We start from the raw sequence: 24673 nt of genomic DNA, 5'->3' as shown, positions 1-24673 counted from the left end.
GTCTGTCTGTCTGTCTGTCTGTCTGTCTGTCTGTCTGTCTGTCTGTCTGTCTGTCTGTCTGTCTGTCTGTCTGTCTTATCATAAGAATTCCTATAAAATAATACGATTATATTATAACAATAACATATAAAAAATACAATAAATTTTAAAACAAACTAGGCTCTTCTTCTAAAACTTTACCATTATACCTGTTATAAGCACTGTCTTCCGTGTTGAGTTCTTCTTTAGTTTTGTATGTGATATTATACTTTTCTTCTAATACTTCTATTTTGGCATACAGTTTTTCTCTATACCCATCTTTTAAAAGTCCGTCAGAACCATATATATACAAATATTTTTTATAATGCTCTGGAAACGTACGCCTAACAAAATTAAGATATATTTTTCTGCATTCACCTCGCAATTTAAGAACATCGCAGGCACAGTAATCTATATTATACTCTTTAACCTTTTTAAAAATATTTTCTACTTGATTTTCTGTAATAAAAGGCATAACTGGCATGGTATGAACTGCTGTTACAGCTTTTGTCTTTTTAAACTCTTTTAATATGTTAAATCTTCTCTCTGGACTTATAACATTAGGCTCTATCAATGATGACAATTTTTCATCTAATGCTGTTATAGTTGTTGCTATTCTTACAGGCACTATTCTTGAAAGCTCATCTATTAAATCAAAATCCCTCAATATCAAATCGCTTTTCGTGGATATGCACATTGGTGTCTTATATCTTATTAGGAGTTTTAAAACATCTCTCATAAGTTTATAATCTTTTTCTGCTTCCTGATAATTATCAGTTACGCTTCCTAGATTAATAATATCTCTCTTCCAATTCCTTGATGATAATTCTTTTTCTAATACTTCTGCAATATTCTTTTTTACAAATATCTCTCCGAAAAAATCTTTTGAATTAATATATTTATGTGAATACACAGCAAAACAGTAATAACATTTATGAAGACACCCTCTGTAAATATTTAAATCATAACAAAATCCGTATTCATTATCTACTTTATTTAAAGCCGATTTGCAGTTAATCTCTCTGTATTTAATCATATAATTTATCTCTTTATATTATATAAAAATAATATATTAAAACATTGTATTTATATATAATACTGTATATTAATATTTTTATCAAGTACGTTTATTAAAATAAAAACAAAATTTTACAAACTTAAAAATTTTTAGTATATGCATAAATGACAATTTTTGACATTATCATAATTTATAATATTATTAATAGTTAAAGAAAGGGGTATACTTTCATGATAGAGTTAAAAGGAAAATATAACAAAGACTGCAAAATATTTACTGATAATATTGATGAAGAATCTTATTCTTTGATTTATAATATTTTAAATGAAAAAGCAAGCGAAAATGTGAAAGTAAGAATAATGCCAGACACTCATATTGGAAAGGGTATAGTAATAGGTTTTACAATGCCTTTAACTGAAAGAGTTAATCCTTTTCATATAGGTGTTGATATAGGCTGCGGAATGCTCACTTCAAAATTAAATGATAATATAAAAAATATTGAGCTTGAAAAAATTGACAAAACTATAAAACAAAATATTCCTATGGGTTTTAAAACTCATAAAAAAAGTAATTATTCATTTTTTAATTTCAAAGAATTAAATGAACTTATAAGAAACTTTATAATTGCTTATAATAAAAGATATAATACAAACTTTACCATATTTGAGATAGATAATAATTATATAGAAAAATTATGCCAAAGAATAGAAATGGATTTAGAAAAATTTAACAACTCCATAGGAACATTAGGAGGAGGAAATCATTTTATAGAAATAGGAAGTTCAATAAATAATGATTACTTTATCACTATACATTCAGGCTCAAGAAATTTCGGCACAATGGTATGCGAATATCATGTAAGAAAAAATAAAAAAAGAATAGAAGAAGCTAAAGATTTTTTAAATAGTGTAAATGATGCTATTGATAAAACAACAAAAGAATATAATGAGTATAATGAAATAGTAAGAAGCGGAGATTATATATACGGCAAGGCTATGTTTGATTACTGCATTGATATGGTAATAGCTCAGTATTATGCCAAAACAAATAGAGAAGCAATGCTTAATATTATCACTAATGCTCTTAATGTAAAAACAGAAAATACTTTTTCATCTATACATAACTTTATAGACTTTGAGGATTTTATAATAAGAAAAGGTGCTATAAGAAGTTATAAAGGTGAAAAAATGATAATACCTTTTAACATGCGTGACGGTATACTAATATGCGAAGGAAAAAGCAATGAGGATTGGAATTTCTCTGCCCCTCATGGAGCTGGAAGAGTTTTATCAAGAATGCAGGCAAGAAAGCAAATAGATATGAAAGATTTTATAGAATCTATGAAAGGCATTTACTCAAGCAGTATATCAAAAAATACTTTAGATGAAGCACCACAGGCATATAAAGATTCTAAAGAAATAGAAACTTTAATAGAACCAACTGCAAATATAATAGACAGATTAAGGCCTGTTTTAAATATAAAAGCTTCTTAATAAAAATAGACTTGTTTTTAATTTGTTAATACCTTATAGTTTTAATTCAATATTTTTTATTATAGTTGGGGCTTTGCTGCGAAGCACACAGTCGTGCCTACGGCGATACATACTGAAATAATAAGTTATACAATATGTAAAACATTACTTTTATAATTATAAATCATAAAAATTTTATACATAATCTTGTCAAGTACTTTTGAAACAAGTCTAATCATTCCTTAGTCAATAATATAAAAAATTTAAAATAAAAAAATACCATTCATAAAATAATATATGAATGGTATTCTATTATATCTAAATATAAGTTTATCTAATATTATTCAGCACCTAATTCTTTTAACTTTTCTATTGCTTCATCTTCATTAGCATAATATAAAACTCCATCTCCATCCTCATCAGTGCTGTTTATATCTATACCTAAGTCATTTACCAAATATTCAAATACTTCAACATTATCATTTAAAGCAGCCATGTGAAGCCCATTCGCATCATAAGGATTTTTAGAATTAACTAAATCAGGATCTGCCTGAACAAGCATTCTTATTACATCAACATTTCCAGTACCGCATGCCCATAAAAAAGAATTCCATCCGTCATCATCTGTAATATAAGCATCAGCACCATTATCAAGCAAATATTTCATAATACCCAAATCCCTATAGAATATAGCAAATATTAAAGGTGTAGCACCGCCTGCGGAATAACTGTCATCCATAAATTCGCTGTATAAACTACCATCGCCATAATAAGTTTGGTCAATATCCTCGCCTTCTTCAATTAATTCCTGTACTCTTTTTAAACTATGATTTTCTATAGCTTCAAATATATCATAATCTTCGCTGTATTCTCCTTCCTCTCTGTTGCCGTAAGAGAAAGCAAAGTTCATATTAACAAATTTACCCTGTATCTTTACAACATTTGTATATACTGCATGATATATATTTTCTGGAGAACTCACATATGAAGTATTTCCTCCTATACCTACACTTGCTTCTTCTTTCTTTTTACATGAAATAATAAAAATAATTAATAGCAAAGAAATTAATAATATCTTTTTCATAAATACCGCCATATAGTAAATTAATAATTTGTAAAGTATTATACAATAAAAACAAATTATTTTCTATTATTATTAACAAAAAATTGTTCGCTAATTGAGTCTAGCAAGGACACTGTCCGCCTTCGGCGAATTTGCTAGACGCTCGATTTTTTAATCTATTATATTATTTATTATTAATAAAAAATTGCTTCATTAAAAAATTAAAAAATCTTGCTTTAAAGCTCTAGACATTGCTAGATGCTCGATTTTTTTATATACTAAAAATTTTTAAGTTTGTCAAAATTTAGATTTTTAATTTTATTGTTTGTGGTGGCTTTGCCCCCACACCCCCAGTTCTTTTTGTGACCAAGGCGAAGCCCGCCTCTGGCGAGAACCAAAAAGACTGCATTTTTAACCTAAATTTCAGGTATTACTATACATTTAATACGTATTGTAATAATATAAGGTTGTAGTATTTGCGTTTTCGCGAAGCGTGCCTGTGGCAGCAACTTTTTTGTGCGTCAAAAAAGTTGATAATTCTATATAAAGAGCATCAGTTGACAAAGTTAAAAATTTTCAGCATATATTAATGTATTACACAATTTATATTATTTGGCACCAAGTTCTTTTAACTTTTCTATAGCCTCATCTTTTTCAGCATAATACAAAACTCCAGCACCGTCCTCATCTGTACTGTTTATATCCATACCCAAATCATTAACCAAATATTCAAATACCTCTGTATTATTATTCAAAGCAGCCATATGAAGTCCGTTTTCATCATAGACATGTGTAGAATTAATTAAATCAGGATAAAACTTTACAATCATTTTTATTACATCAACATTTCCAACAACGCAAGCCCATAAAAAGGCATTCCAATTGTAAGGGTAATCATCTTTAGTATAAGGATCAGCACCTTTATCAAGCAAATATTTCATTATACCCAAATCTATATAAAATATAGCAAACATTAAAGGAGTAGCTCCGTCAAGATAATAATAATCATTGAAAAAATCGCTATATTTTCTCTCACCGCTATAAGTTTGATTTATATCTTCACCTTCTCCTATTAATTCCATTACTCTTTTTAAGCTATGATTTTCTATAGCCTCAAATATATCATACTCCTCGCTGTATTCTCCTTCTTCTCTATCAGCATAGGAGAGGGAAGAGTTCATATTAACAAATTTACCCTGAATCTTTACAACATTTGTATATACTGCATGATATATATTTTCTGGAGAACTCACATGCACAGAATTATTACTTATACTAACCTCTTCTTTTTTCCTGCATGATATAATAAAAAATAATTGATAATAAAGAAATTAAAAATATAGTTTTTAACATTTTTATTCTTTTCATAAACACCGCCGTATAGTAATTAATATAATCTGAGATATTATAGCATAATGATTAAAGAATTAAAAATAAAAAAAATACCACTCATAAAATATATGAATGGTATTTAATTTTTTATACATACAAAATAAATTATATAGCCTCAGAACCGCCTATAATATCAAGAAGCTCATTAGTAATATGTTCCTGTCTTGCTCTGTTGGCTTTATTTTTAAGGTCTGTTAATAATCTCTCGGCATTGTCAGTAGCATTTCTCATAGCAATAGACCTCTCAGCATTTTCAGATAAAAAAGAACTTGTAAGCATAAAATAAAAATAAGTCTTAATAGCCATAGGTACAATTTCTTTTAATACATCTTCCCTATTAGGCTCTATTACATAATCTAACTGTTTTTTTATCTTATGACCTTCAATATCTTCCTCATCAGGTATCATAGGTATTAAACTTTTTATTTTAGGTATATGTACAACTCTAGTATAATACCTAGTATATATAACTTCAACTCTCGATGCTCTATCAACTGCATACTCATGCATGAAACGCTGAACTACAGCAGCACAGTCATCAAAAGTAAATTCCTCATCTATACGCGGATATTTTCTTGCTATTGGTATACCCTGCTTTTCAAAATATACTTCGCCTTTTTTACCTAGAACATGAAGCTGAACCTCTCTTCCATGTCTGTGATGATGCCTTATTCTCTCCATAGCTTCATCAAAAATTTTTGTATTATATGAACCGCATAATCCTCTGCTTGAAGTTACAACGAATAATATTATATTTTTTATCTTCTTCTTTGGAGAAAGCAAAGGATGAAGATGATCCATATCTGAATGAGAAAGGTCTTCTACTATCCTGTTTAATTTCTGAGTAAAAGGACGCATGCCTTGTTCTACCGTTAATATTTTAGCAGTTCTTGAACGTGCTATCATATCCATAGTCTTAGTTATTTTATGAGTACTGTTTACAGCTTTTATTCTCGCCTTTAATACGTTAAGTTTCTCTGCCATAATAAAACTCCAAATTAATTAGAATTTTCTAAATCTTTATATAATTTATCTATTATATCATTATCAATATTTTCATCAAACTTACGTGCAAATAAAGAATTTCCACATTTACTTTTTATATCATCATAATCTTCAAGTTTAAAAGTTACTGGATTAGCACCATATTTCCAAGACCAATCTACATATCTCAAATATTCATCTTTACAATTACTAGCAAATTTACTATTTAATAGTATAGATTGAAAAAAATATTCATCAGAACACCATGTATAATTAAATCTTTTTATATAATTAGTATTTTTTTCTACATATTCTAATATATATTTAACAGCATTATCACTTAAATTCCACCAAGATGAACCATTATATAAATTTTCAATCATCTTTCTTTTAGGCCATATTTTTAATAATATATTTCTTATTTTATAATGGAATAATTTATGATAATAATTTATTATGCAAAAATGCGGATAATAATAACATAATCTATCCTTTGATACTTCATAAAAAGTATCATTTTTTATAACTTCTCTGTAATTTATAAATTCCTTATCATTATTTTCTTCTTTAGAAAAAAAATCAATTATTTCTTTATTAGTCTTTAGAGGAATATCCTGAGCACTTATAAAAATATATCTATCATAATTATTTTTACTTGATTCATTAAGTAAAAATAAAGTTCCAATCACCTGGCTAAACTCAGCATGATATATTTTATATTTTTTGTATACTTTTACATTATCAAAACTTTTAATATCTAATTTTGATTTTTTATCAATATGCACATAAATATCAAAATCCTTTTTAAGATGATTAATTAACCTCATCAATTGATCATGATTTTTATGTGCAGCAATCAAAAAACAAATTTTACTCATACACTATTAAAATTTAGACTTAAATTCCTCTATAGCAGCATAAAGTTCATCCTGATTTTCTATATCTTTAGAATCTCTAATTTTATCAAGTACATTCTGTTTATCGGCTCTCATATACTGAAGAAGTCTCCACTCAAACTCATGAACTCTATCAACTTCAATATTATCTAAAAATCCTTTAGTAGCAGCAAATATAACAACAACCTGCTCTTCAAAAGGCATAGGACTGTATTGCTTCTGTTTAAGTAATTCAACCATTTTAGCACCTCTGTCCAACTGAGCCAAAGTAGCCTTATCAAGACCGATACCAAGCTGTGAGAAAGCCTCCAAATATCTGTAAGAAGCAAGATCAAGCCTCAAAGTACCAGCAACTTTTTTCATAGCCTTAGTCTGAGCATTACCTCCTACACGAGAAACTGATATACCAACATCAATAGCAGGACGAACGCCACTCATAAATAAATTGGCAAGCAAATATATCTGTCCGTCTGTTATAGAAATAACGTTAGTAGGAATATAAGCTGAAACCTCATTATCCTGAGTTTCTATGATAGGAAGTGCTGTTAAAGAACCTCCTCCTAATTCATCACTAAGTTTAGCTGCCCTCTCAAGAAGTCTTGAATGCAAATAGAAAACGTCACCGGGGAAAGCCTCTCTTCCAGGAGGTCTTCTTAAAAGCAATGATATCTGTCTATAAGCATTAGCCTGTTTAGTTAAGTCATCATATATTATTAAAGTGTCTTTTTTCTTTTCATACATAAAGTATTCTGCCATAGCACATCCTGCATAAGGAGCTATGTATAGTAAAGGAGCAGAATCAGCAGCAGTTGCAGCAACTACTATAGTATAATCTAATGCTCCATTCTGTCTTAAAGTTTCCACAACACCAGCAACAGTTGAAGCCTTCTGTCCTATTGCAACATATACGCATATAACATCTTTGCCTTTTTGATTTATTATAGCATCAAGTGCAATACTAGTTTTTCCAGTACTTCTATCTCCAATTATAAGCTGTCTCTGCCCTCTTCCTATAGGAGTCATGGAATCAATAGCCTTAATACCAGTTTGAAGAGGAACTTTTACCGCCTGTCTGTCAGCTATACCAGGTGCAGGAAACTCAATAACTCTTCTTTTATCCGTATTAATTTCACCATGTCCGTCTATAGGTACTCCTAAAGGATTAACAACTCTTCCCAAAAGTACCTCTCCAACAGGAACCTCTAATATTCTTTTAAGTCTAGTAACCTTACTTCCTTCTTTAATGCCGAAATAATCCCCTAAAACTATAGCACCTACTGTTTCTTCTTCCAAGTTAAAAGCAAGTCCAATAGAACCGCATTCAAAGAGAATCATCTCATTAGCCATAACATGCGGAAGCCCTATAACTCTAGCTATACCGTCACCAACCTCAACAACTACTCCAACTTCATTAGGAGTAAAATCAGCTTTATAATTCTTAATCTCCTCTTTAAGAACAGCTGCAATTTCACTAGCTTTTATATTCATAAGTCTATTCCTCAAATATAAAAAATATCATTAATTATTATCCGAGATAGAAAGCAACAATTCTGTAAGTAAATTCTTTATACTGTAATCATAAACCATATCTTCTATCTCTACTATAACTCCACCTATTATAGATTCATCCACATTGAAAGTAAAATGAATATCCTTACCGCCTGCCATTTTCCGTATGCGTTCTTTTAATACATCCATATCTGACATATCAGTTATAACCGATGAAGTTGTAATTTTTGCCACTATTATATTATAATATTCATTACATAGGTTTTCATATTCTACTATTATAGCAAATAATATATCAATTAAATCCCTTTCTATTAAAATAGCAATAAGATTGAAAGTTTCTTCAGATATATTGCCTTCATAAACCTTTCTTAACATTCTTATTCTCAAATTTCCGTCAATAAAACTTGATTTAAAAAAATCAAATATATCTTTATCAACTATTAAAGATGAATAAACAATATTTAAATCCTTTTTAATGTCTTCTATCTTTCCAAGCTCAGCAGCAGCATCAAACATAGCTTTTGCATAATTTTTGGCACTAGCTTCACTTTTTACAATTCTGGTAAACCTGCTGGCTTTTTCTCTGGTAATCTCTTTAAGTACATCTTTTTTAAGATCACTTAAAATGTTATCAGCAATAGAATCCATTTTATACTCCTAATAATGTTTTATTAACCACCATGAGCAAATTTATTCTGCAATACGTCTATTTGATTCCTTATACTATAATCATAAACTGTAGTACCAACGTAAACTATTATACCTCCAACAATACTTTCATCTATTTCCTTTTCATAAACTATCTTTTTATCAGAAAAACATTTAACCGTTCCAATAATGCTATCCATAGTTTTATCATCAACATCATAAGCAGTAATAATACGGACTCTAACTATATTATAATAATCATCCATTATATCCCTATACAGATCAATAATATCAGGCAAAACTTCAATACTATCATGTTCAGTCAATATAGAAACAAAAGCATAAGTTTCTTTTGAAAGCAATGGCTTAAGTTTCTTTTCTATTAATTTTAATTTCTCATTTTTAGAAATTAATTTATCAAAAAAATATTTCTTTATATCATCATCTTGAAATAACTTAGAACATTCAGAAAGTTCATTATATATTTCTTTTATAAGTCCAAGTTGTTTAGCCAAATCAAATACAGCTGCCGCAGTCGGTCTTAATATCTCTAATCTATCACTTTCTTTCATAATTCAAATTATTTCCTAAAATTATCTATTTTACATTTTCTTCTTTATTGGCATTATTGATAAATTCATTGATTAATGCCTGATTATCTTCTTTATTGATATTTCTTTTAAGAATAGTTTCAGCCATAACAATAGCAATATCAACAGCCTGTTTTCTAACACTATTGACAGCCTCTTCTTTGGATCTGTCTATTTCAGAAAGTATCTTATTTTTATTAGCTTCAGCTTCTTCTCTAGCATTATTTATAATTTTATATCTAACTCTGTTAGCTTCAATTCTAGCATTTTCTATAATAGAACTAGCTTCCGCTTTTGCATTATCAATCTGCTCTCTGTATGCCGCCAAAGATTTCTTAGCATTTTCTCTAGTCTTTTCAGCCTCTTCCAAATCTTCTTGAATCTTATCAGCACGTGCATTTAAGCCCTTAAGTATTATTTTCCAAGTAGAAGCACCTAGTATAGCAAGAACTAGTAAAAATGTAATCCAAGTCCATATTATAATACCAGGATCTATTTTTAAAAGTGCCATATAATCTAATCCCCCAAATTACATTATTTTGTAAATAATGCAAGTATACAAATAACTAAAGCAAATAAACCAACACCTTCTATCAATGCTGCCGCTATAAGCATAACAGTCTGTATTTTTCCAGAAACTTCAGGTTGTCTTGCAACACCTTCTACTGCTCTAGAACCAATAAAACCTATTCCTATTCCTACTCCTATGGCAGCAAGTCCTGCTCCTATTGCTGCACCTAATATAGAAAATTCCATTTTTATTCTCCTTTCTTATTTAATTTTTTAATTTATAATTAATGCTCATCACTAATAGCAATACCAATATAAACCGCTGATAATAATGAGAATATATAAGCCTGTAAAACCGCTACAAACATTTCAAGTACATATATAAAACTTAAAAATAATATAGCAAAAGGCGAAACAAATAATGTTCCTGATAATATTATTAAATACGGTATAACCATCATCATTATATGACCGCCTGTAATATTTGCAAATAAACGTATAGCCAATGCAAATGCTCTGTTAAAAAATGTAATAAACTCTAAAACCCATATTATAGGTATCAATGGTATTGGAAGACCTTTAGGAACTAAATTTATCCAAAATTTTATTACACCCTTCTTTTTGATTCCAGCAAACATATAAACCACAAATACTATTATAGCTATAGCACCAGTAAATCCAATATTAGCTCCAATACCGCCTGCTAAATAGGCATGATGCCCATCTTGTGTAGGCAAACTTATTAAAGCTGGGATAAGACCTAGTATATTAGAAAATAATACAAATAAAAACATAGTCAGACAAAAAGGAACATATTTCTTTCCTTCTTCTCCTAAAGCTGCCCCTACAACATCTTTATTCATATAATCTATCAGTGTTTCTAAAATACTTTGCAAATAAGTAGGTCTATTAAAAGGACGTTTTAACTTATGTGCCAAATACTTCATACTGGCAACAGATAATATGCCTGCTAACGCTATAAGTATAACATGTTTTGTAATTTTGAAATCAAAATCAATATAACTGCCTAATTTTATGGGTATAGTATAGAATGGATGGGCTGTATTATCAGTAATCTCTTCCATAATGAAATCATTAATACTTTCAGCTCCATAAATTACATTATTACTAAATAGAACAAAAACAATCAATACTAATACAAAACACTTTCTAATTAAAAATAACTCTTTCATAATCAAAATTGCCAACTTATCACAAAAACTTTTATTATATTTTAATAATTTTATAACTATTAAATAAAAAATCAACTACTTTTATTTTTAATCAAAAATTTTCTAAAGCTTCAGTTTCGCTTGTAAATATTGGGAAAAAACTTGTTATTTTTGTAAGTTCAAATACCTTTTTAACAGGATCTGTTATCTTTACAATACATATCTTACCATTAACTTTCTTAAAAGCCCCTAATGCGGAAATAAAAACACCTATTCCGCTGCTGTCTATATAATAAACATACTCCATATCTACAATTATCTTCTTAGCTCCAAAATCCATCTGCATGGAAATGGCATCTTTCAAATCTGATGATGTATATACATCTATATCTCCATCTAACTTGAGTATAACAACATTATTCTCAAGTTCCTTGACAGATATTTCCATAAAAACTCCGTAAAACTAGAATTTTATTCTGCTGCATTTAAAATAACATAAAAAATATTTTTTACAATAGCTAATTACAATATTTTTTAATAGTACGAAATGTATTATAAGTTTAGTATTTTTTACTGCTGTAAGTAAAATTTATGCATTTATCATATTAAATCATATTGACAATAAAAGATAATTGTAATAATATTTAATTCACAAATAAAAATGACATGTATGTCATTTTTATTTTTTCATATTAATCTATAATTGAGAGGTGAATATCAAAATAATACAATGCCTAAAGTAAATGAAGAATATTTTGAAAACAAAAGAAAAATAATACTAGATGCAGCTATGAGAGTTTTTTTAAGGAAGCCTGCCTATAGTGTTACAATGAAGGATATTGTTAAAGAATCACAGTTAAGTCAAGGAGGTGTTTATAAATATTATTCAAATATAGATGATATTGTTATTTCACTGCTAAATAGTAAGAAAACAAATATAAATCCTAAAAACATTATAGAAAAGCATGGTGATGAACCTGAAAAAGTCATATTTGAATTATTTGAATATTTCAAAAAATTTTTTTTCATTACAGCGAGTGAATTCGGCAAAATAATGTTTGAACTTCAGCCGATTTTTTTTAATGATAAAAAAAGATTTGAAAAATTAAAAAAAAGTATAAATAAAGATGTTAATTTATATTTTTGGCTTACTGAATTATTCCTATTCATAGATCAGAAAATAGAAGAAAAATATTTTATACCAATAGTTAATGATAATGATATATATATGCAGATAATAGTAACTATAGCTGGTATAGGAACAGAGCTAATATTAACTAAATATTATGATTTTGATAGAAAATTATATTATTATAGGGATAATGTAGAAAAAAATAGGAATTTAGAAATTAATTTAAATAATTTAATTGATAATTTGTGCAAAACTGTATTATTTTTACTTGGAAGCAAATATAGTTTTGAAAACATTAAAAAATCAGAAGATTCACTTATAAATAGTTTATCGTGATAAGGAGTGCTAATGAAAATTAATATAAGGTCTATGACATTTTTATTAATGTTTTTTACTGTTAATATTTTATATTCTCAGACTAATACATTAACTTATGCTGCCTATATGGAGGCTATAAGAGATCAAATACCAGAACTTAAAATAAATGCTGTAACAGAAACTAATGCTGAGATGAATTTATTAAGTGCTAAAAGTTCAGGAGATGTAAACTTATCTGCTCAGATTGGAGCTGCAGGCAAATACGGAAGTTTATCAAGCGGAAGCACATCTACTTCTACAACAGCAAGCCCTTCTGTTGAAGCTACAGGAATACAGGCAGGCATAGGTATTGGTTCATTAATACCTTACAGCGGAACTACATGGTCTGTAAATTTAACTCATACATCATTTATGGGAGGCAAATTATACTACCCTGGAAGCTCTCAGGCTGTAGACTTTAATAATTATCAGCCTTCTTTAACTATAGAAGTTACTCAGCCGCTTTTAAGAAATTTCTTCGGTACATTAGATAAATATCCTATAAAAGATGCTGAGTATGCACTTGCAATAGCAAAACTTCAAAGAAGATTGGATGATGCAAGTGTAATTGTTTCATATCAGAAAATGTATTATCAATGGATAATGTATGAAAAACTGCTTGCATACTACAGAAGCATGTATATAACCGCAAGACGTTTTGAAAATCAAATGAGAGATAGATACAATAATGGGCTTATAGATAATGATGAATATCAAAATGCAAGAACTCAAACTATGCTTTATAGTGATTATTATGCACAAAACCAAGTTTATTTAGAAACACTTTTAACTACAATAAGCTTTTTTATGCCTGTTACTAATATAAAACCAGATCATACAACATGGGATGCATATTTAGATTTAGGCAATGGAATGGAAATGGAATCTATACCTTTTTCAGACAGCATAAATGGTCAAATTGCGTACCAATCTAAAATCAGAGCTGAATACACTCTTGAAGCTATGAAAAACGGAACTCTTCCCAATTTGGATTTGGTTGGAAGCGTAAGTTTAAACGGAATAAGTCCTAATACTCAGGGATATTTTCAGTCTTTCGGAAGCATGACTAATGTTGATTTTTTTGCTGGAATTCAATTCTCTTATCCTATAGGAAACAGGGCAAATAAAGCACAGTATCAAATGGCTGAAAACTCATTATACGGAATAATAGCACAGTATGATCAGCTTGAAAAAGATTTCAATACACAATTGCAGTCATATATTTCTGCATTTAATGCATATAAAAATTTAATAGCAAGCAAACAGGCTCAGATAAGAGCTATTAATTCAAGAATAGCTACTCAGCTTCAGAAACTAAATCAAGGACGTTTGGAGGTAGATGACTTGCTTACTTCAAGGCTTAATTTGGGAGCAACTCAAACGGAGCTTTTGAATTATCAGTATCAGCTTATAACAACAATTTTTGATTATAGAGCCTTGCTTGCAATTGATTATGAATAAAAAATATTTTTATCAATTTTCATAAGGATTTAGAGGAATATATATATGTTTGTAGGTTAATCAATTTTAATTAATTAACCTACAAATAACAAAATCTTTTAAATTTTTAATTTAGTATAAAAATAGAAAAATAGGAGATTTAGCAATATATGGAAAAAATTATAGTATTTTTTGCCAAAAAAACTATGCTTGTAAATGTAATCGTACTTGCGGTATTATTTGTAGGCGGATATTATTACTTTAACCTAAATAGAGAAGCTTTTCCTTCCACAGATTTGGATATGATGCTTATAGCAGTAACATATCCGGGAGCTTCGATTTTGGACGTGGAACAGAATGCAGTTATACCTATAGAAGAACAGCTGCAGGGAATATCAGGTATAGATAAGTATGAAACTACGATTATTGAAAACTTAGGTATTATATTGGTAGAGTTAGATCAATCTTTACCTAATAGGCAGCCTGTAAAAGACGAAATATTTAGAGAGATGCAAAACGTTCCCGATTTGTCTACAGATGTTGAAGAGGTTACAACTTACGATTTAAACCCTAATAAAATGTCCATATATACTTTAGGAGTGCATTTTAAAGAGGGTATGGAAGGAAATGAAAGAGAATTATTTGACATAAGCCAAAGACTTGAAGACGATATCATAAGACTTCCTGGTGTTGCAGAAGTGAGAGTAGAGGGAAGAACAGATCCTGAAATACAAATATATGTGGATCCTCTAAAGATGCAGAGCAATTACATAGCTTTATCCGATGTAGTTAATGCTCTTGCAGTTAGAAATGTAAGAGCTACTGGAGGAGATATGGAAGAAGAAAATAGGGAAAAGTCAGTTGTAACTTATGGAGAATTCCAAAATCCTATGGAAGCTGAAAGTACAGTAATAAGATCTACTTTCAATGGACAGAGAGTGCTTGTTAAAGATATAGGCAGAGTAAATGAAGGATTTGAGGAAAAAACCACACATATGAGAGTAAATAAGGCTCCGGGATACTCTTTGGATATAGTAAAAAATGAGAATGCAGATATTATAAAAACTATAGCCGAAGTTAATAAATACTTGGAAGAAAACGCAGCTATTATACCAGAAAATGTTCAGGTATCTGTTATGGGAGACAATTCAAGAACCATTAACTCTCTTATAGCAATAGTGTCTTCCAACCTCATACAAGGATTTTTAATAATATTTATCTGTTTGATAATATTTTTGGATTTCAAATCTGCTATGTTTACAAGTTTAGGTATGATATTTACCATGTTTGCATGTTTCATATTTATGAAAGCAACAAACATCACTTTCAACACTATGTCTCTTGCAGCAGTAATCACCGTACTTGGCATGATAGTAGATAACTCTATAGTTGTATCTGAAAATATATTTAACTTTAAGCAGGCTGGATATAAAGGGCTTGAAGCTACGAGACTTGCCGTAAGCGATGTAGTAATGCCGATGGTGGCTTCTACTTTAACCACAGTTGCTGCTTTCTTTCCTCTTCTTACTATAAGCGGAATGATGGGAAAAATCATTAACTTATTTCCTAAAATAGTAATATTTACGTTAATTGTGAGTTTGTTTCAGGCTATACTTATTCTTCCAAATCAATTGCAGGATAAAGAGGATAAATATAAAAATTATAAGCCTAAGAAGAAAAGCAAGTGGAAAAATCCTCTTGACTTCGATAAGGATAAATTATTCGACAAGATGAAAGTGCCTTATGGATTTTTCTTGGAAAAATGTTTGAAAGTAAGATATATTGTAATATTGTTTTTTATACTTATGCTCATAGGTTCTTTCTTCTTGGCTCAGAACAGTTTTAAAAACTTCGTTCTTATATACGATACCAGTGCAGACACTATAGTTATCAATATAGAAACTGAAATAGGAAGTACAAAAGAATATACTACCGAGCAGATAGCTAGAATAGAAGACGTTGTTGCAAGCGTTGTTAAACCAGAAGAGCTGATAGCATTGTATACTCTTGTAGGTTCTCAGGTAGATCAGGAAATGGTATCTGAAGAGAAAGGTAATTTGGCTGGTATAATGGTTTATTTAGTGCCTGCAGCTGAAAGAGATAGAACAGCTGACGAACTTGTAAATTTGATAAATCAGGAGATGGATAAAACTGATATAAGAGATACTGTTCCTGTATTTACTATGAACACTAAAGGTACTGTTGACCCAGGTGATCCAGTTGACATTAAGGTTATAGGCAACGATACTGATTTAGCAAGGCAGGCGGTTGAAGAAATAAAAACGTTTTTAGCAACTGTACCCGGAGTTATCAATATAGATGACGATGATAAACCTGGTAAGGATGAGCTTAGAATAATGCTTGATTATGATAAGATAGCGGAACTTGGTATAGACGTTGAAACTGTAGGTTATGAGGCTAGAACTGCATACTATGGAACGGAGGCTACTTACATACAGGAGCTTGAAAACAGACTGGACTTTAGAGTACAATTTGATGAAAAATATACTTATGATTCTCAATATTTAACTAATCTTCTTATTCCAAACTCTTCCAGAAGGCTTATATATTTGCATAATATAGCCGACTTGGAATTAACAAACGGGCTTTCCGCTTTAAGGCATTATAACGGACAAAGAAGCATAAGCGTAACTGCCGATTTAGTACCAGGACAAAATACTTCCAGAAATGTAATGCTTACAGTATCTGAACATTTCAAAGACTTCGGTACTAAATATAAAGGCTTGAGATTATACTTCGGCGGTGAGGCTGAGGAAACTATGGAGGCTTTGGGACAATTGATATTCAGTTTTGCTATGGCATTAATATTCGTATATGTAGTGCTTTTATTACAGTTAAATAGATTTATACAGCCTATAATGATACTTACTATTATTCCTTTTGGTATGATAGGAGTATTTTTAGGATTTGCTTTACATAGAATGCCTTTATCATTTATGGGTGTTGTAGGAATAATCGGTTTGGCTGGTGTAGTAGTAAATAATGGTATTATATTGGTAGATGTAATCAACAACATAATAGAAAGGGGAGTTAAAGGTGATCCTAAAAAAGGTGTAACCCAAGCTATAGTGGACGGATGTAAGCAGCGTTTACGTCCTGTATTTTTAACTACGGTTACTACTGTTGTGGGACTTTTGCCTACTGCTTATGGTATAGGAGGAAGAGCGGATATAATTATTCCTATATGTATGGCTTTGGCTTATGGTTTGCTTTTTGCCACATTATTAACATTGGTATTACTTCCATGTATGTTCCTAACTATGTTTGACTTGAGATTAATTAAACTTCCTAAAGACAGTCCTTCAGACTTTGAAGACGGCGGTACTACTATAACTGTTACTAGAGAATAAATTATAGTCCGTATTTAAACATATATTTGATAAAAAAGAAGTTAATAGAATTTTCTATTAACTTCTTTTTATTTAATTATTAAATAATTGAACTTTTATACAAATAAATTATAATGATCAGATATGATAAATATAGAAAATAAACTTTTAGAAAATAAAACATTCATAGACTTATTTGCTGGAATAGGAGGATTTAGAATAGCTTTAGAATCATTAGGAGCAAAGTGCGTTTATTCTAATGAAATAGATAAATTTGCAAAAGAAGCATACTATAATAATTTTGGAGAATTACCTGATGATGACATTACTAAAGTCGATGAAAAATCAATACCAAATCATGATATATTATGTGCTGGTTTTCCTTGTCAGGCATTTTCGATTAGCGGAAAACAAAAAGGATTTAATGATAATAGAGGAAATTTATTTTTTGATATAGCTAGAATTTTAAAATATCAAAAGACAAAAGTAGTATTTATGGAAAATGTAAAAAATATAGTAAATCATGATAATGGAAAAACATTAAATACAATAAAAAAAATTATGAATGAACTTGATTATGATTTTTACTATAAAATTCTTAATGCTTCAGATTATGGCATACCTCAAAAACGGGAAAGAGTGTATATAGTATGTTTTAGAAAAGATTTAAACATAAAAAAATTTAATTTTCCTAAACCTATAGAGTTAATAAATCATTTAGAAGATTTTTTATTAGAAGAAAATCAGGTACCCAATGATATCTATATTAATAGAAATGATATTATTATGAATTATTTAAAAGATAATAAATACAGTAATAAATCTATTCGCTTAGGAATAGTAAATAAAGGCGGACAAGGAGAAAGAATATACAGCACGAAGGGAGTAGCTATTACATTATCTGCTGATGGAGGAGGCGTATTTTCAAAGACAGGAGGATATCTAATTAATGGTAAATACAGAAAACTTATGCCAAGAGAATGTGCAAGAATAATGGGATATCCTGATTCATTTAAAATAATAGATAATAAAAATCAAGCATATAAACAATTTGGTAATTCTGTTGTTATAGATGTACTTCAGTATATCGCCATAGAAATAGCAGAAAAAATATCATATGCCAATATCTTCTAAAAATAAACTCAAATCTTTTTCTTCCTGATGATTTTTTATAAGTTTGATAGAAAATATAACATTAGCATTACTTGTATTAGATAATCTTCTAACATTATATTTATATTCAGATATTTTGTTAAACTGATATGTATAATTATTAATCTTTATTTTACTTTCAATATCATTTACAGTAATAATATAAAGTTTTTTATCATTAATCTCCAATTGAAATTCAATATTGTAATTTTCTAAAAAATATATTATTTCTCCTATATTTGTATTTGAAGGATCTGAAGAACCGCTTTTCTTTACCCTATAGGATGCTTTTATATCAAAATATTCATCTATTTTTTCTAATGGAATAATAATATAATTATCTCCTTTAGTAATAAAATATTTTGTATTTTTAGTTTTATAATAATCTATTATCCAAGATGCAAATATTTTTTTATCTATAGCAATATTAACACCTATAGTTCCAACATTATGAAATGCATCAAAATTTCTATTCATATACTCTATTATATAATCTGAATACTGATTTGTAAAAGTTTTATTTTTGGATGAGTACTCAAAACCATTTTCATTTTCAAAAACTACAAACTGTCCGCATTGAGATTCTTTTAATTTTACTTCAATAAAAAATTTTCTATCGATTACTTCTATATCTGAAACAGTAGAATTTGACCTACCATGATACTTAAATTCTATATTTTTATAATTTCTATTTAGATAATTATAACATTCTATTTCAAATATTTCCCATTTTTTATACATAAATATCCCCTAATTATATTAACGAAATAAAATATAAATACTAAATTATTTTATTGATAATATCAGTTGACAATTTTAGTATTTATAAATATGATTATTTGTAATATTGAAGTTGATAAAATTTAAGGAGCTTTTAAAAAACTATGGCTAAAACTATTAAATGTAAATCCTGCAAAACTGTAAATGATAAATATGCTAAACAATGCCGTTCATGCGGTACTTTGCTATATCCTGAAATTTCATATAAAAATGCCTCTATAGTTACTGTAGTATTAGATGCTATTTTTGCATTTATATATTTATTTGGAATTTATCTATTTATAGTAAATGCAAACAATAATGAAACACCTAAATATATAGCTTTGCTTCCTGCACCAAATACTGTTCCATACTTTATAATTATATTGATATTTTTAGTATTTGCAGCTACAAAAATTCTTTATATATTAAATGTATTCATATTAAAGAAAGACATAATATTTTTTGTGAGAAGAATAAGCATGTTTGCAGAAGCTGTTATAATGTTTCCAATACAAACAATATTAGCTTTATATTTCTACGAGCCTGCTACAAATCAGGACAAAATGGATAAGAAAATGGATTAATATATGGCTCTTAATATATTAAAAACTGCTAAAAGTATAGCTAAATTTGTTAATAATAATAAAAATACTTCCATTGCTTTAATACCTACAATGGGGGCTTTGCATGAAGGACATGCCAAATTAATAAAAAAAGCAAAAAAAGAATGCAGTGTAGTTATAGTAAGTATATTTCTTAATCCTCTTCAATTTACTAAAGTAGAAGATATAGAAAAATATCCTCAGAATATAGATGAAGACAAGAAAATGCTAATTGAATTAGGAGCAGATATATTATTTATGCCTTCTGTTGAAGATATGATACCTGATGATTATGGTACTTATATAAATATGGATAATATTTACAGCAAGTCTTATGGCATTACAAGACCGCTATATTACAAGGGAGTTGTTACAATAACCGCTAAACTTTTTAATATAATCTCTCCAACACATGTATATTTTACAGAACATGATTATCAGAAAGTATTTATAATAGGTAAAATGATAAAGGACTTAAATTATAATATAGCATTAAAAACCATCCCAATAGTAAGAGATGATAATATGCTTGCTTTAAGCAGTACAAATGCTTTATTAAGCGAAAGAGAAAAGGAAGAAGCTGTTATAATATACGAACTATTGAAAGAAGCGAGAGAAGAATTCAAAAAAGCCAGCAGAAAATCATCATATTTAATGGATATAATAAAGAATAATCTTCGTCCTCATAAAATGCTTAAATTAGAATATATTGATATAGTAGATAAGGATAGTTTAATCAGTGTTGAAACAGCTACAAAAAACTCTATTATATTAATATCATGCTACTGCGGCTCTACAAGACTTTTGGATAATATGCCTTTAAAGTAGTAGATTGTAAAAATATTTTAAATAGTATTGAAAAAAAATATATATTATGTTATAATATGCTAAAATTAATAATATTATATATAACTATGTCAGAAAAAAATAATATAAAAACAATACTAAATATCATAAATATAATTGGAAAAGACAGATTAATAGAAATTATAAAAATATTGAAAATTAAAGACATTTCTAAAATAGCTTATGTAAATAATCTTATAAAAGAAAAGAAATACTTTGATTTATTGAAACAAATAGATAAAAATGATTTAAATAGAATTATTAAAATAATAAATATAATTGGTTTCAATGATATAATTGAGATAATAAAAAATATAAAAAAATGAATATATAAAATTGTAAAAATTGCAGGGATAAAAAATATATTTATTATGATAATTAAAACTATAAAATTTGACTTTACAATGTTTTTATGTTATAATAACGCACCGTTACATTTTAGGATTTTATAAAACTACCAAATTTTTTAAAAGTTAAATCAAGGTGTGTATGATGGATAAAAAGACATTAAAAACAAAAAATAGTACTTACGTTCTATCACAAAAAGATATTAAACAAAATTGGCTTATAATAGATGCCAAAGGTAAGTCATTAGGAAGAGTAGCAAGCAGAGCAGCTTATATGCTTAAAGGCAAACATAAAGTTGACTATGCATATAATTTGGATAATGGAGATTATGTTATAGTTATAAATGCTAAAGACATAGTATTAACAGGAAATAAAAAGAAAGGAAAGATTCACTATAGACATACAGGTTATCCAGGCGGTATAAAAGCTGTTAGTTATGGAGAATTATTAGAGAGAAACCCTGAAAGAATGGTAAAAATAGCTGTAAAAGGTATGCTTTCTCATAATCCATTAGGCAGACTTCATCTTAAAAAATTAAAAGTGTATGCTGGAAGCGAGCATCCGCATGAAGCTAATAAACCTACTGTAGTAAATATATAATTAGGAGATAAAAATGGCAGCTAAACAATTAACTATTTTTACTGGTAAAAGAAAAACAGCTAATGCTAGAGTACGCATCACTTTAGGCAGCGGCAAGATTATAATAAATGGAAAAAATTATGCTGAATATTTCTGCAATAGAGCAGCACTTCTTAAAGTAGTAGAAGATGCTTTAAAAGTAACAGGAAATTTCGGTAAATATGATGTATTTGCTAATGTACATGGAGGCGGAGTTTCTGCTCAGGCAGATGCTGTTAGACATGGCATAGCTAAAGCATTAGTAGGAGAAAGTCAGGATTTTAGAACTACATTAAAGAGAAATGGTTTTCTTACTAGAGATTCACGTGTTGTTGAACGTAAGAAATACGGAAGATCTGGTGCTAGAAAACGCTTCCAATTCTCCAAACGTTAAGTTTTTATCTTGGATATTTATGAATTTATTAAAAGGTTTATTATATGACTGCTAAGAAATTAAAAAAATTTAAAGATTTATTATTAGAAGAAAAGAAAAAGACTTTAGATGAATTATTAAGCGGTAATGAAACTTATGAATCTCTAAAAGAGGATTCTCATGGAGATATGGCAGATATGGCATTTCAGGCTTATGAAAAGCAGAATTTAGTTAATTTTTCTCAAAAAGAAAAGGATAAATTAGAAATGCTTAATAATGCTCTTAAAAGAATAGAAGACGGCACATATGGTAAATGTATAGATTGTAAAGAAGAGATTAGTGAAGAGAGATTAACCGCCATACCTCAGACTTTAAGATGTGTAAGTTGCATGGCTAAATATGAAGATAAAAAACGTCGTGAAAAAATGTAATGTATGTTAAAGTTGTTTTTAACCTACCTATAGATAGAATACTTACATATAAAAAACCAGACGAGATTAATGACAGCTTGGTAGGATGTAGAGTTATTGCCCCGATACGCGGAAAAAATAACAAGGGTATAGTTATAGAAGAAACTGATTTTGCAGATGGTAATTATCAAATACATCCTATTAAAGCTAGAATAGACCTTGAACCTATATGTTCTAATAAAGAATTTCAATTAGCTAAATGGATGAGCAGCTATTATCATTCATCTTTCGGAGAAGCATTATTTGCAGCCCTTCCAGTAGGAACTCCTGCTAAAAAAGAAAAGAAAGCTCCGCCAATTCCAGCAAAACAAAAACCATATTTAAAACTCAATGATGAACAGGAAAATGTATTAAAAAAAATAATAGAAAATATAGAATCAGATAATAAAAAGGCATTTCTTTTGCATGGGGTAACAGGAAGCGGTAAGACAGAAGTTTATCTGCAGGCTATTAAAAAAGTTGTGGATATTGGAAAACAAGCAATAGTAATACTTCCAGAAATATCTCTCACTCCGCAAACTATAAAAAGATTTGCCGAAAGATTTGAAGGAAAGATAGCTGTACTTCACAGCAAACTTTCACCTAATGCTAAATACAGATATTGGCAGATGATAAAAAAGGACGAGATAAAAATAGTAATAGGAGCAAGAAGTGCTATATTCTCACCTACTCCTAATTTAGGAATAATAGTTATAGATGAAGAACATGAAACTAGCTATAAAGCTGGAGAAACTCCAAGATACCATGCTAGGCAGGTTGCTTTCTACAGAAAAAAACATGAAAATGCTACTTTACTTTTAGGAAGTGCTACCCCTTCAATAGAGAGTTTCTATCATGCAAATACTGGTAAAATAGAACTTTTAACTTTAAATAAAAGGGCAGCATCTGTAAATATGCCTGAAGTTAAAATATTAGATTTAAAGCATGAGAAAAAATCAGATGTTTTTCCTATGATGACTCAAAAATTAGTAGAAGAAATAAATAAAAAGCTTGAAAAAAAAGAACAGATTATACTTTTTCTAAATCGTAAAGGATATGCTCCTATAGTAAGCTGTTCTCATTGCGGAAAGGTATTAGAATGCCCTAATTGTTCTGTTTCTTTAACATATCATAAAAAGAAAAATGTTGTTATGTGTCATTACTGCGGATATACTCAATTTTTAGAAGAATTATGCGATGAATGCAAAATAGGACATTTTGAGCGTATAGGAAGCGGAACTGAAAAAGTAGAAGAAAATTTAAATATACTCTTTCCAAATGCTGTAATAGAAAGAATGGATCAAGATACAGTAGGAGGAACAAAAAACTACGAAAAGATATTTAAAAGATTTTCTGATGGTGAAATAGATATACTTATAGGAACTCAAATGATAGCAAAAGGACTTGATTTTCCCAATGTTACATTAGTCGGAGTATTATTTGCCGATATGTCGCTTCATATACCAGATTTTAGAAGTGCTGAAAGAACTTTTAATCTTATTACCCAAGTTGCAGGAAGAAGCGGAAGAGGAGAAAAAAAGGGAATAGTATATATACAAACATATTCCCCAAATCATTATAGTATAGAATGTGCTAAAAACCATGATTATATTTCTTTCTATAATAATGAGATAGAAAAGAGAAAATCTCCTCTTAATTATCCACCTTTTTCAAGACTTGTGAGATTAGTAATAAGGGGAACAAATGAAAAGTATGTTGAAAATGACGCCAATATTATAGCTGATATATTAAGAGTGTCCGTTTATGAACACTCTGATAAAATTCTAATATTAGGTGCTGTACCATGTACTATAAGTAAATTAAATAAATACTATAGATGGAACATACTCATAAAAACTCCTTCTCATACTCTATTAAAAGGATTTTTTAGCAAGTTAAGTGATAACTTCATAGCTCAAAAAGGTAATTACATAGAAATAGATATAGACCCTGTAAGCATGCTGTAAGT

The 24673-nt window shown here is 28.8% G+C and carries 24 protein-coding genes and 1 pseudogene; 12 read left to right on the top strand and 13 right to left on the bottom strand.

Annotation, left to right across the window (positions count from 1 at the left end; translation table 11 throughout):
- Window positions 1-145: 145 nt before the first annotated feature.
- Window positions 146-1054, bottom strand: coding sequence for a radical SAM protein (locus Q0J69_RS11370; protein ID WP_297207608.1), 909 nt, complete (start codon window positions 1052-1054; stop codon window positions 146-148).
- A 212-nt stretch (window positions 1055-1266) separates the two neighbouring features.
- On the opposite strand from Q0J69_RS11370, the gene Q0J69_RS11365 reads away from it, so the two are divergent.
- Window positions 1267-2529 (top strand): RtcB family protein, encoded by a 1263-nt coding sequence (locus tag Q0J69_RS11365; protein WP_297207605.1) that lies wholly within the window; start codon window positions 1267-1269, stop codon window positions 2527-2529.
- Window positions 2530-2848: 319 nt separating this feature from the next.
- On the opposite strand, the gene Q0J69_RS11360 is transcribed toward Q0J69_RS11365, so the two are convergent.
- From Q0J69_RS11360 to Q0J69_RS11310, 11 genes and pseudogenes are all read right to left on the bottom strand, one after another.
- Window positions 2849-3592 carry an ankyrin repeat domain-containing protein gene (locus Q0J69_RS11360; RefSeq protein ID WP_297207602.1) on the bottom strand — a complete coding sequence of 248 codons (744 nt, stop codon included), beginning with the start codon at window positions 3590-3592 and terminating at the stop codon, window positions 2849-2851.
- Window positions 3593-4179: 587 nt separating this feature from the next.
- Window positions 4180-4939 (bottom strand): annotated as a pseudogene (locus tag Q0J69_RS11355) (ankyrin repeat domain-containing protein).
- A 129-nt stretch (window positions 4940-5068) separates the two neighbouring features.
- The gene (gene atpG / locus Q0J69_RS11350) at window positions 5069-5947 is read right to left on the bottom strand and encodes an ATP synthase F1 subunit gamma (protein ID WP_297207600.1); all 879 of its coding nucleotides are present in this window, start codon (window positions 5945-5947) and stop codon (window positions 5069-5071) included.
- Window positions 5948-5961: 14 nt separating this feature from the next.
- On the bottom strand, window positions 5962-6825 hold the full coding sequence (locus Q0J69_RS11345) for a beta-1,6-N-acetylglucosaminyltransferase (RefSeq protein WP_297207598.1): 864 nt from the start codon (window positions 6823-6825) through the stop codon (window positions 5962-5964).
- 6 nt (window positions 6826-6831) lie between these two features.
- A complete protein-coding gene (gene atpA, locus Q0J69_RS11340) occupies window positions 6832-8331 on the bottom strand; it encodes a F0F1 ATP synthase subunit alpha (protein WP_297207596.1) in 1500 nt (499 codons plus the stop codon).
- A gap of 30 nt (window positions 8332-8361) precedes the next feature.
- Window positions 8362-9003: an ATP synthase F1 subunit delta gene (atpH, locus tag Q0J69_RS11335; protein ID WP_297207593.1), complete on the bottom strand. Its 642-nt coding sequence runs from the start codon at window positions 9001-9003 to the stop codon at window positions 8362-8364.
- 23 nt (window positions 9004-9026) lie between these two features.
- Window positions 9027-9575, bottom strand: a complete 549-nt coding sequence (gene atpH / locus Q0J69_RS11330; RefSeq protein ID WP_297207590.1) for an ATP synthase F1 subunit delta — start codon at window positions 9573-9575, stop codon at window positions 9027-9029.
- A 25-nt stretch (window positions 9576-9600) separates the two neighbouring features.
- Window positions 9601-10104 carry a F0F1 ATP synthase subunit B gene (gene atpF, locus Q0J69_RS11325; RefSeq protein WP_297207587.1) on the bottom strand — a complete coding sequence of 168 codons (504 nt, stop codon included), beginning with the start codon at window positions 10102-10104 and terminating at the stop codon, window positions 9601-9603.
- A 23-nt stretch (window positions 10105-10127) separates the two neighbouring features.
- Window positions 10128-10349 (bottom strand): ATP synthase F0 subunit C, encoded by a 222-nt coding sequence (atpE, locus tag Q0J69_RS11320; protein ID WP_297207583.1) that lies wholly within the window; start codon window positions 10347-10349, stop codon window positions 10128-10130.
- A 38-nt stretch (window positions 10350-10387) separates the two neighbouring features.
- Complete coding sequence (atpB, locus tag Q0J69_RS11315) at window positions 10388-11299, bottom strand: F0F1 ATP synthase subunit A (protein WP_366030657.1); 912 nt, start codon at window positions 11297-11299, stop codon at window positions 10388-10390.
- Between the two features lie 88 nt (window positions 11300-11387).
- A complete protein-coding gene (locus Q0J69_RS11310) occupies window positions 11388-11723 on the bottom strand; it encodes an STAS domain-containing protein (RefSeq protein ID WP_297207577.1) in 336 nt (111 codons plus the stop codon).
- Window positions 11724-12005: 282 nt separating this feature from the next.
- On the opposite strand from Q0J69_RS11310, the gene Q0J69_RS11305 reads away from it, so the two are divergent.
- From Q0J69_RS11305 to Q0J69_RS11290, 4 genes are all read left to right on the top strand, one after another.
- Entirely contained in the window at window positions 12006-12743 is a 738-nt protein-coding gene (locus Q0J69_RS11305; protein WP_297207575.1) for a helix-turn-helix domain-containing protein, read from the top strand.
- A gap of 12 nt (window positions 12744-12755) precedes the next feature.
- A complete protein-coding gene (locus Q0J69_RS11300; RefSeq protein WP_297207570.1) occupies window positions 12756-14225 on the top strand; it encodes a TolC family protein in 1470 nt (489 codons plus the stop codon).
- A gap of 149 nt (window positions 14226-14374) precedes the next feature.
- Window positions 14375-17575 carry an efflux RND transporter permease subunit gene (locus Q0J69_RS11295; RefSeq protein ID WP_297207566.1) on the top strand — a complete coding sequence of 1067 codons (3201 nt, stop codon included), beginning with the start codon at window positions 14375-14377 and terminating at the stop codon, window positions 17573-17575.
- A gap of 123 nt (window positions 17576-17698) precedes the next feature.
- Entirely contained in the window at window positions 17699-18688 is a 990-nt protein-coding gene (locus Q0J69_RS11290) for a DNA cytosine methyltransferase (protein ID WP_297207564.1), read from the top strand.
- Here the strand turns inward: Q0J69_RS11290 and Q0J69_RS11285 are convergent.
- Window positions 18668-19447, bottom strand: coding sequence for a hypothetical protein (locus tag Q0J69_RS11285; RefSeq protein ID WP_297207561.1), 780 nt, complete (start codon window positions 19445-19447; stop codon window positions 18668-18670). The two genes, Q0J69_RS11290 and Q0J69_RS11285, sit on opposite strands and share 21 nt — an antisense overlap.
- A gap of 143 nt (window positions 19448-19590) precedes the next feature.
- Between Q0J69_RS11285 and Q0J69_RS11280 the strand changes: the two genes are divergently transcribed.
- From Q0J69_RS11280 to priA, 7 genes are all read left to right on the top strand, one after another.
- Complete coding sequence (locus Q0J69_RS11280; RefSeq protein WP_297207559.1) at window positions 19591-20052, top strand: hypothetical protein; 462 nt, start codon at window positions 19591-19593, stop codon at window positions 20050-20052.
- A 3-nt stretch (window positions 20053-20055) separates the two neighbouring features.
- Window positions 20056-20898 (top strand): pantoate--beta-alanine ligase, encoded by an 843-nt coding sequence (gene panC, locus Q0J69_RS11275; RefSeq protein WP_297207556.1) that lies wholly within the window; start codon window positions 20056-20058, stop codon window positions 20896-20898.
- Window positions 20899-20984: 86 nt separating this feature from the next.
- A complete protein-coding gene (locus Q0J69_RS11270) occupies window positions 20985-21242 on the top strand; it encodes a hypothetical protein (RefSeq protein WP_297207553.1) in 258 nt (85 codons plus the stop codon).
- 166 nt (window positions 21243-21408) lie between these two features.
- Complete coding sequence (gene rplM / locus Q0J69_RS11265; protein ID WP_366030656.1) at window positions 21409-21864, top strand: 50S ribosomal protein L13; 456 nt, start codon at window positions 21409-21411, stop codon at window positions 21862-21864.
- 13 nt (window positions 21865-21877) lie between these two features.
- A complete protein-coding gene (rpsI, locus tag Q0J69_RS11260) occupies window positions 21878-22276 on the top strand; it encodes a 30S ribosomal protein S9 (RefSeq protein WP_028330702.1) in 399 nt (132 codons plus the stop codon).
- A gap of 44 nt (window positions 22277-22320) precedes the next feature.
- Window positions 22321-22686 carry a TraR/DksA family transcriptional regulator gene (locus Q0J69_RS11255; protein WP_297207547.1) on the top strand — a complete coding sequence of 122 codons (366 nt, stop codon included), beginning with the start codon at window positions 22321-22323 and terminating at the stop codon, window positions 22684-22686.
- Window positions 22686-24671, top strand: coding sequence for a primosomal protein N' (gene priA, locus Q0J69_RS11250; RefSeq protein WP_297207545.1), 1986 nt, complete (start codon window positions 22686-22688; stop codon window positions 24669-24671). The genes Q0J69_RS11255 and priA overlap by 1 nt, the downstream gene beginning before the upstream one ends.
- The last annotated feature ends 2 nt before the right edge of the window (window positions 24672-24673 follow it).

This window comes from uncultured Brachyspira sp., assembly GCF_944388875.1.
GTDB lineage: Bacteria > Spirochaetota > Brachyspiria > Brachyspirales > Brachyspiraceae > Brachyspira.
Note: the sequence above shows the minus strand (reverse complement) of the source record. Positions and strands in the feature narration are given on the sequence as shown.

Bases quoted from the DNA above. Each gene is read 5' to 3' on its own strand.
- Q0J69_RS11370 (WP_297207608.1), bottom strand. From the start codon at position 1,054: ATGATTAAATACAGAGAGATTAACTGCAAATCGGCTTTAAATAAAGTA.
- Q0J69_RS11365 (WP_297207605.1), top strand. From the start codon at position 1,267: ATGATAGAGTTAAAAGGAAAATATAACAAAGACTGCAAAATATTTACT.
- Q0J69_RS11360 (WP_297207602.1), bottom strand. From the start codon at position 3,592: ATGAAAAAGATATTATTAATTTCTTTGCTATTAATTATTTTTATTATT.
- atpG (WP_297207600.1), bottom strand. From the start codon at position 5,947: ATGGCAGAGAAACTTAACGTATTAAAGGCGAGAATAAAAGCTGTAAAC.
- Q0J69_RS11345 (WP_297207598.1), bottom strand. From the start codon at position 6,825: ATGAGTAAAATTTGTTTTTTGATTGCTGCACATAAAAATCATGATCAA.
- atpA (WP_297207596.1), bottom strand. From the start codon at position 8,331: ATGAATATAAAAGCTAGTGAAATTGCAGCTGTTCTTAAAGAGGAGATT.
- atpH (WP_297207593.1), bottom strand. From the start codon at position 9,003: ATGGATTCTATTGCTGATAACATTTTAAGTGATCTTAAAAAAGATGTA.
- atpH (WP_297207590.1), bottom strand. From the start codon at position 9,575: ATGAAAGAAAGTGATAGATTAGAGATATTAAGACCGACTGCGGCAGCT.
- atpF (WP_297207587.1), bottom strand. From the start codon at position 10,104: ATGGCACTTTTAAAAATAGATCCTGGTATTATAATATGGACTTGGATT.
- atpE (WP_297207583.1), bottom strand. From the start codon at position 10,349: ATGGAATTTTCTATATTAGGTGCAGCAATAGGAGCAGGACTTGCTGCC.
- Q0J69_RS11310 (WP_297207577.1), bottom strand. From the start codon at position 11,723: ATGGAAATATCTGTCAAGGAACTTGAGAATAATGTTGTTATACTCAAG.
- Q0J69_RS11305 (WP_297207575.1), top strand. From the start codon at position 12,006: ATGCCTAAAGTAAATGAAGAATATTTTGAAAACAAAAGAAAAATAATA.
- Q0J69_RS11300 (WP_297207570.1), top strand. From the start codon at position 12,756: ATGAAAATTAATATAAGGTCTATGACATTTTTATTAATGTTTTTTACT.
- Q0J69_RS11295 (WP_297207566.1), top strand. From the start codon at position 14,375: ATGGAAAAAATTATAGTATTTTTTGCCAAAAAAACTATGCTTGTAAAT.
- Q0J69_RS11290 (WP_297207564.1), top strand. From the start codon at position 17,699: ATGATAAATATAGAAAATAAACTTTTAGAAAATAAAACATTCATAGAC.
- Q0J69_RS11285 (WP_297207561.1), bottom strand. From the start codon at position 19,447: ATGTATAAAAAATGGGAAATATTTGAAATAGAATGTTATAATTATCTA.
- Q0J69_RS11280 (WP_297207559.1), top strand. From the start codon at position 19,591: ATGGCTAAAACTATTAAATGTAAATCCTGCAAAACTGTAAATGATAAA.
- panC (WP_297207556.1), top strand. From the start codon at position 20,056: ATGGCTCTTAATATATTAAAAACTGCTAAAAGTATAGCTAAATTTGTT.
- Q0J69_RS11270 (WP_297207553.1), top strand. From the start codon at position 20,985: ATGTCAGAAAAAAATAATATAAAAACAATACTAAATATCATAAATATA.
- rplM (WP_366030656.1), top strand. From the start codon at position 21,409: ATGGATAAAAAGACATTAAAAACAAAAAATAGTACTTACGTTCTATCA.
- rpsI (WP_028330702.1), top strand. From the start codon at position 21,878: ATGGCAGCTAAACAATTAACTATTTTTACTGGTAAAAGAAAAACAGCT.
- Q0J69_RS11255 (WP_297207547.1), top strand. From the start codon at position 22,321: ATGACTGCTAAGAAATTAAAAAAATTTAAAGATTTATTATTAGAAGAA.
- priA (WP_297207545.1), top strand. From the start codon at position 22,686: ATGTATGTTAAAGTTGTTTTTAACCTACCTATAGATAGAATACTTACA.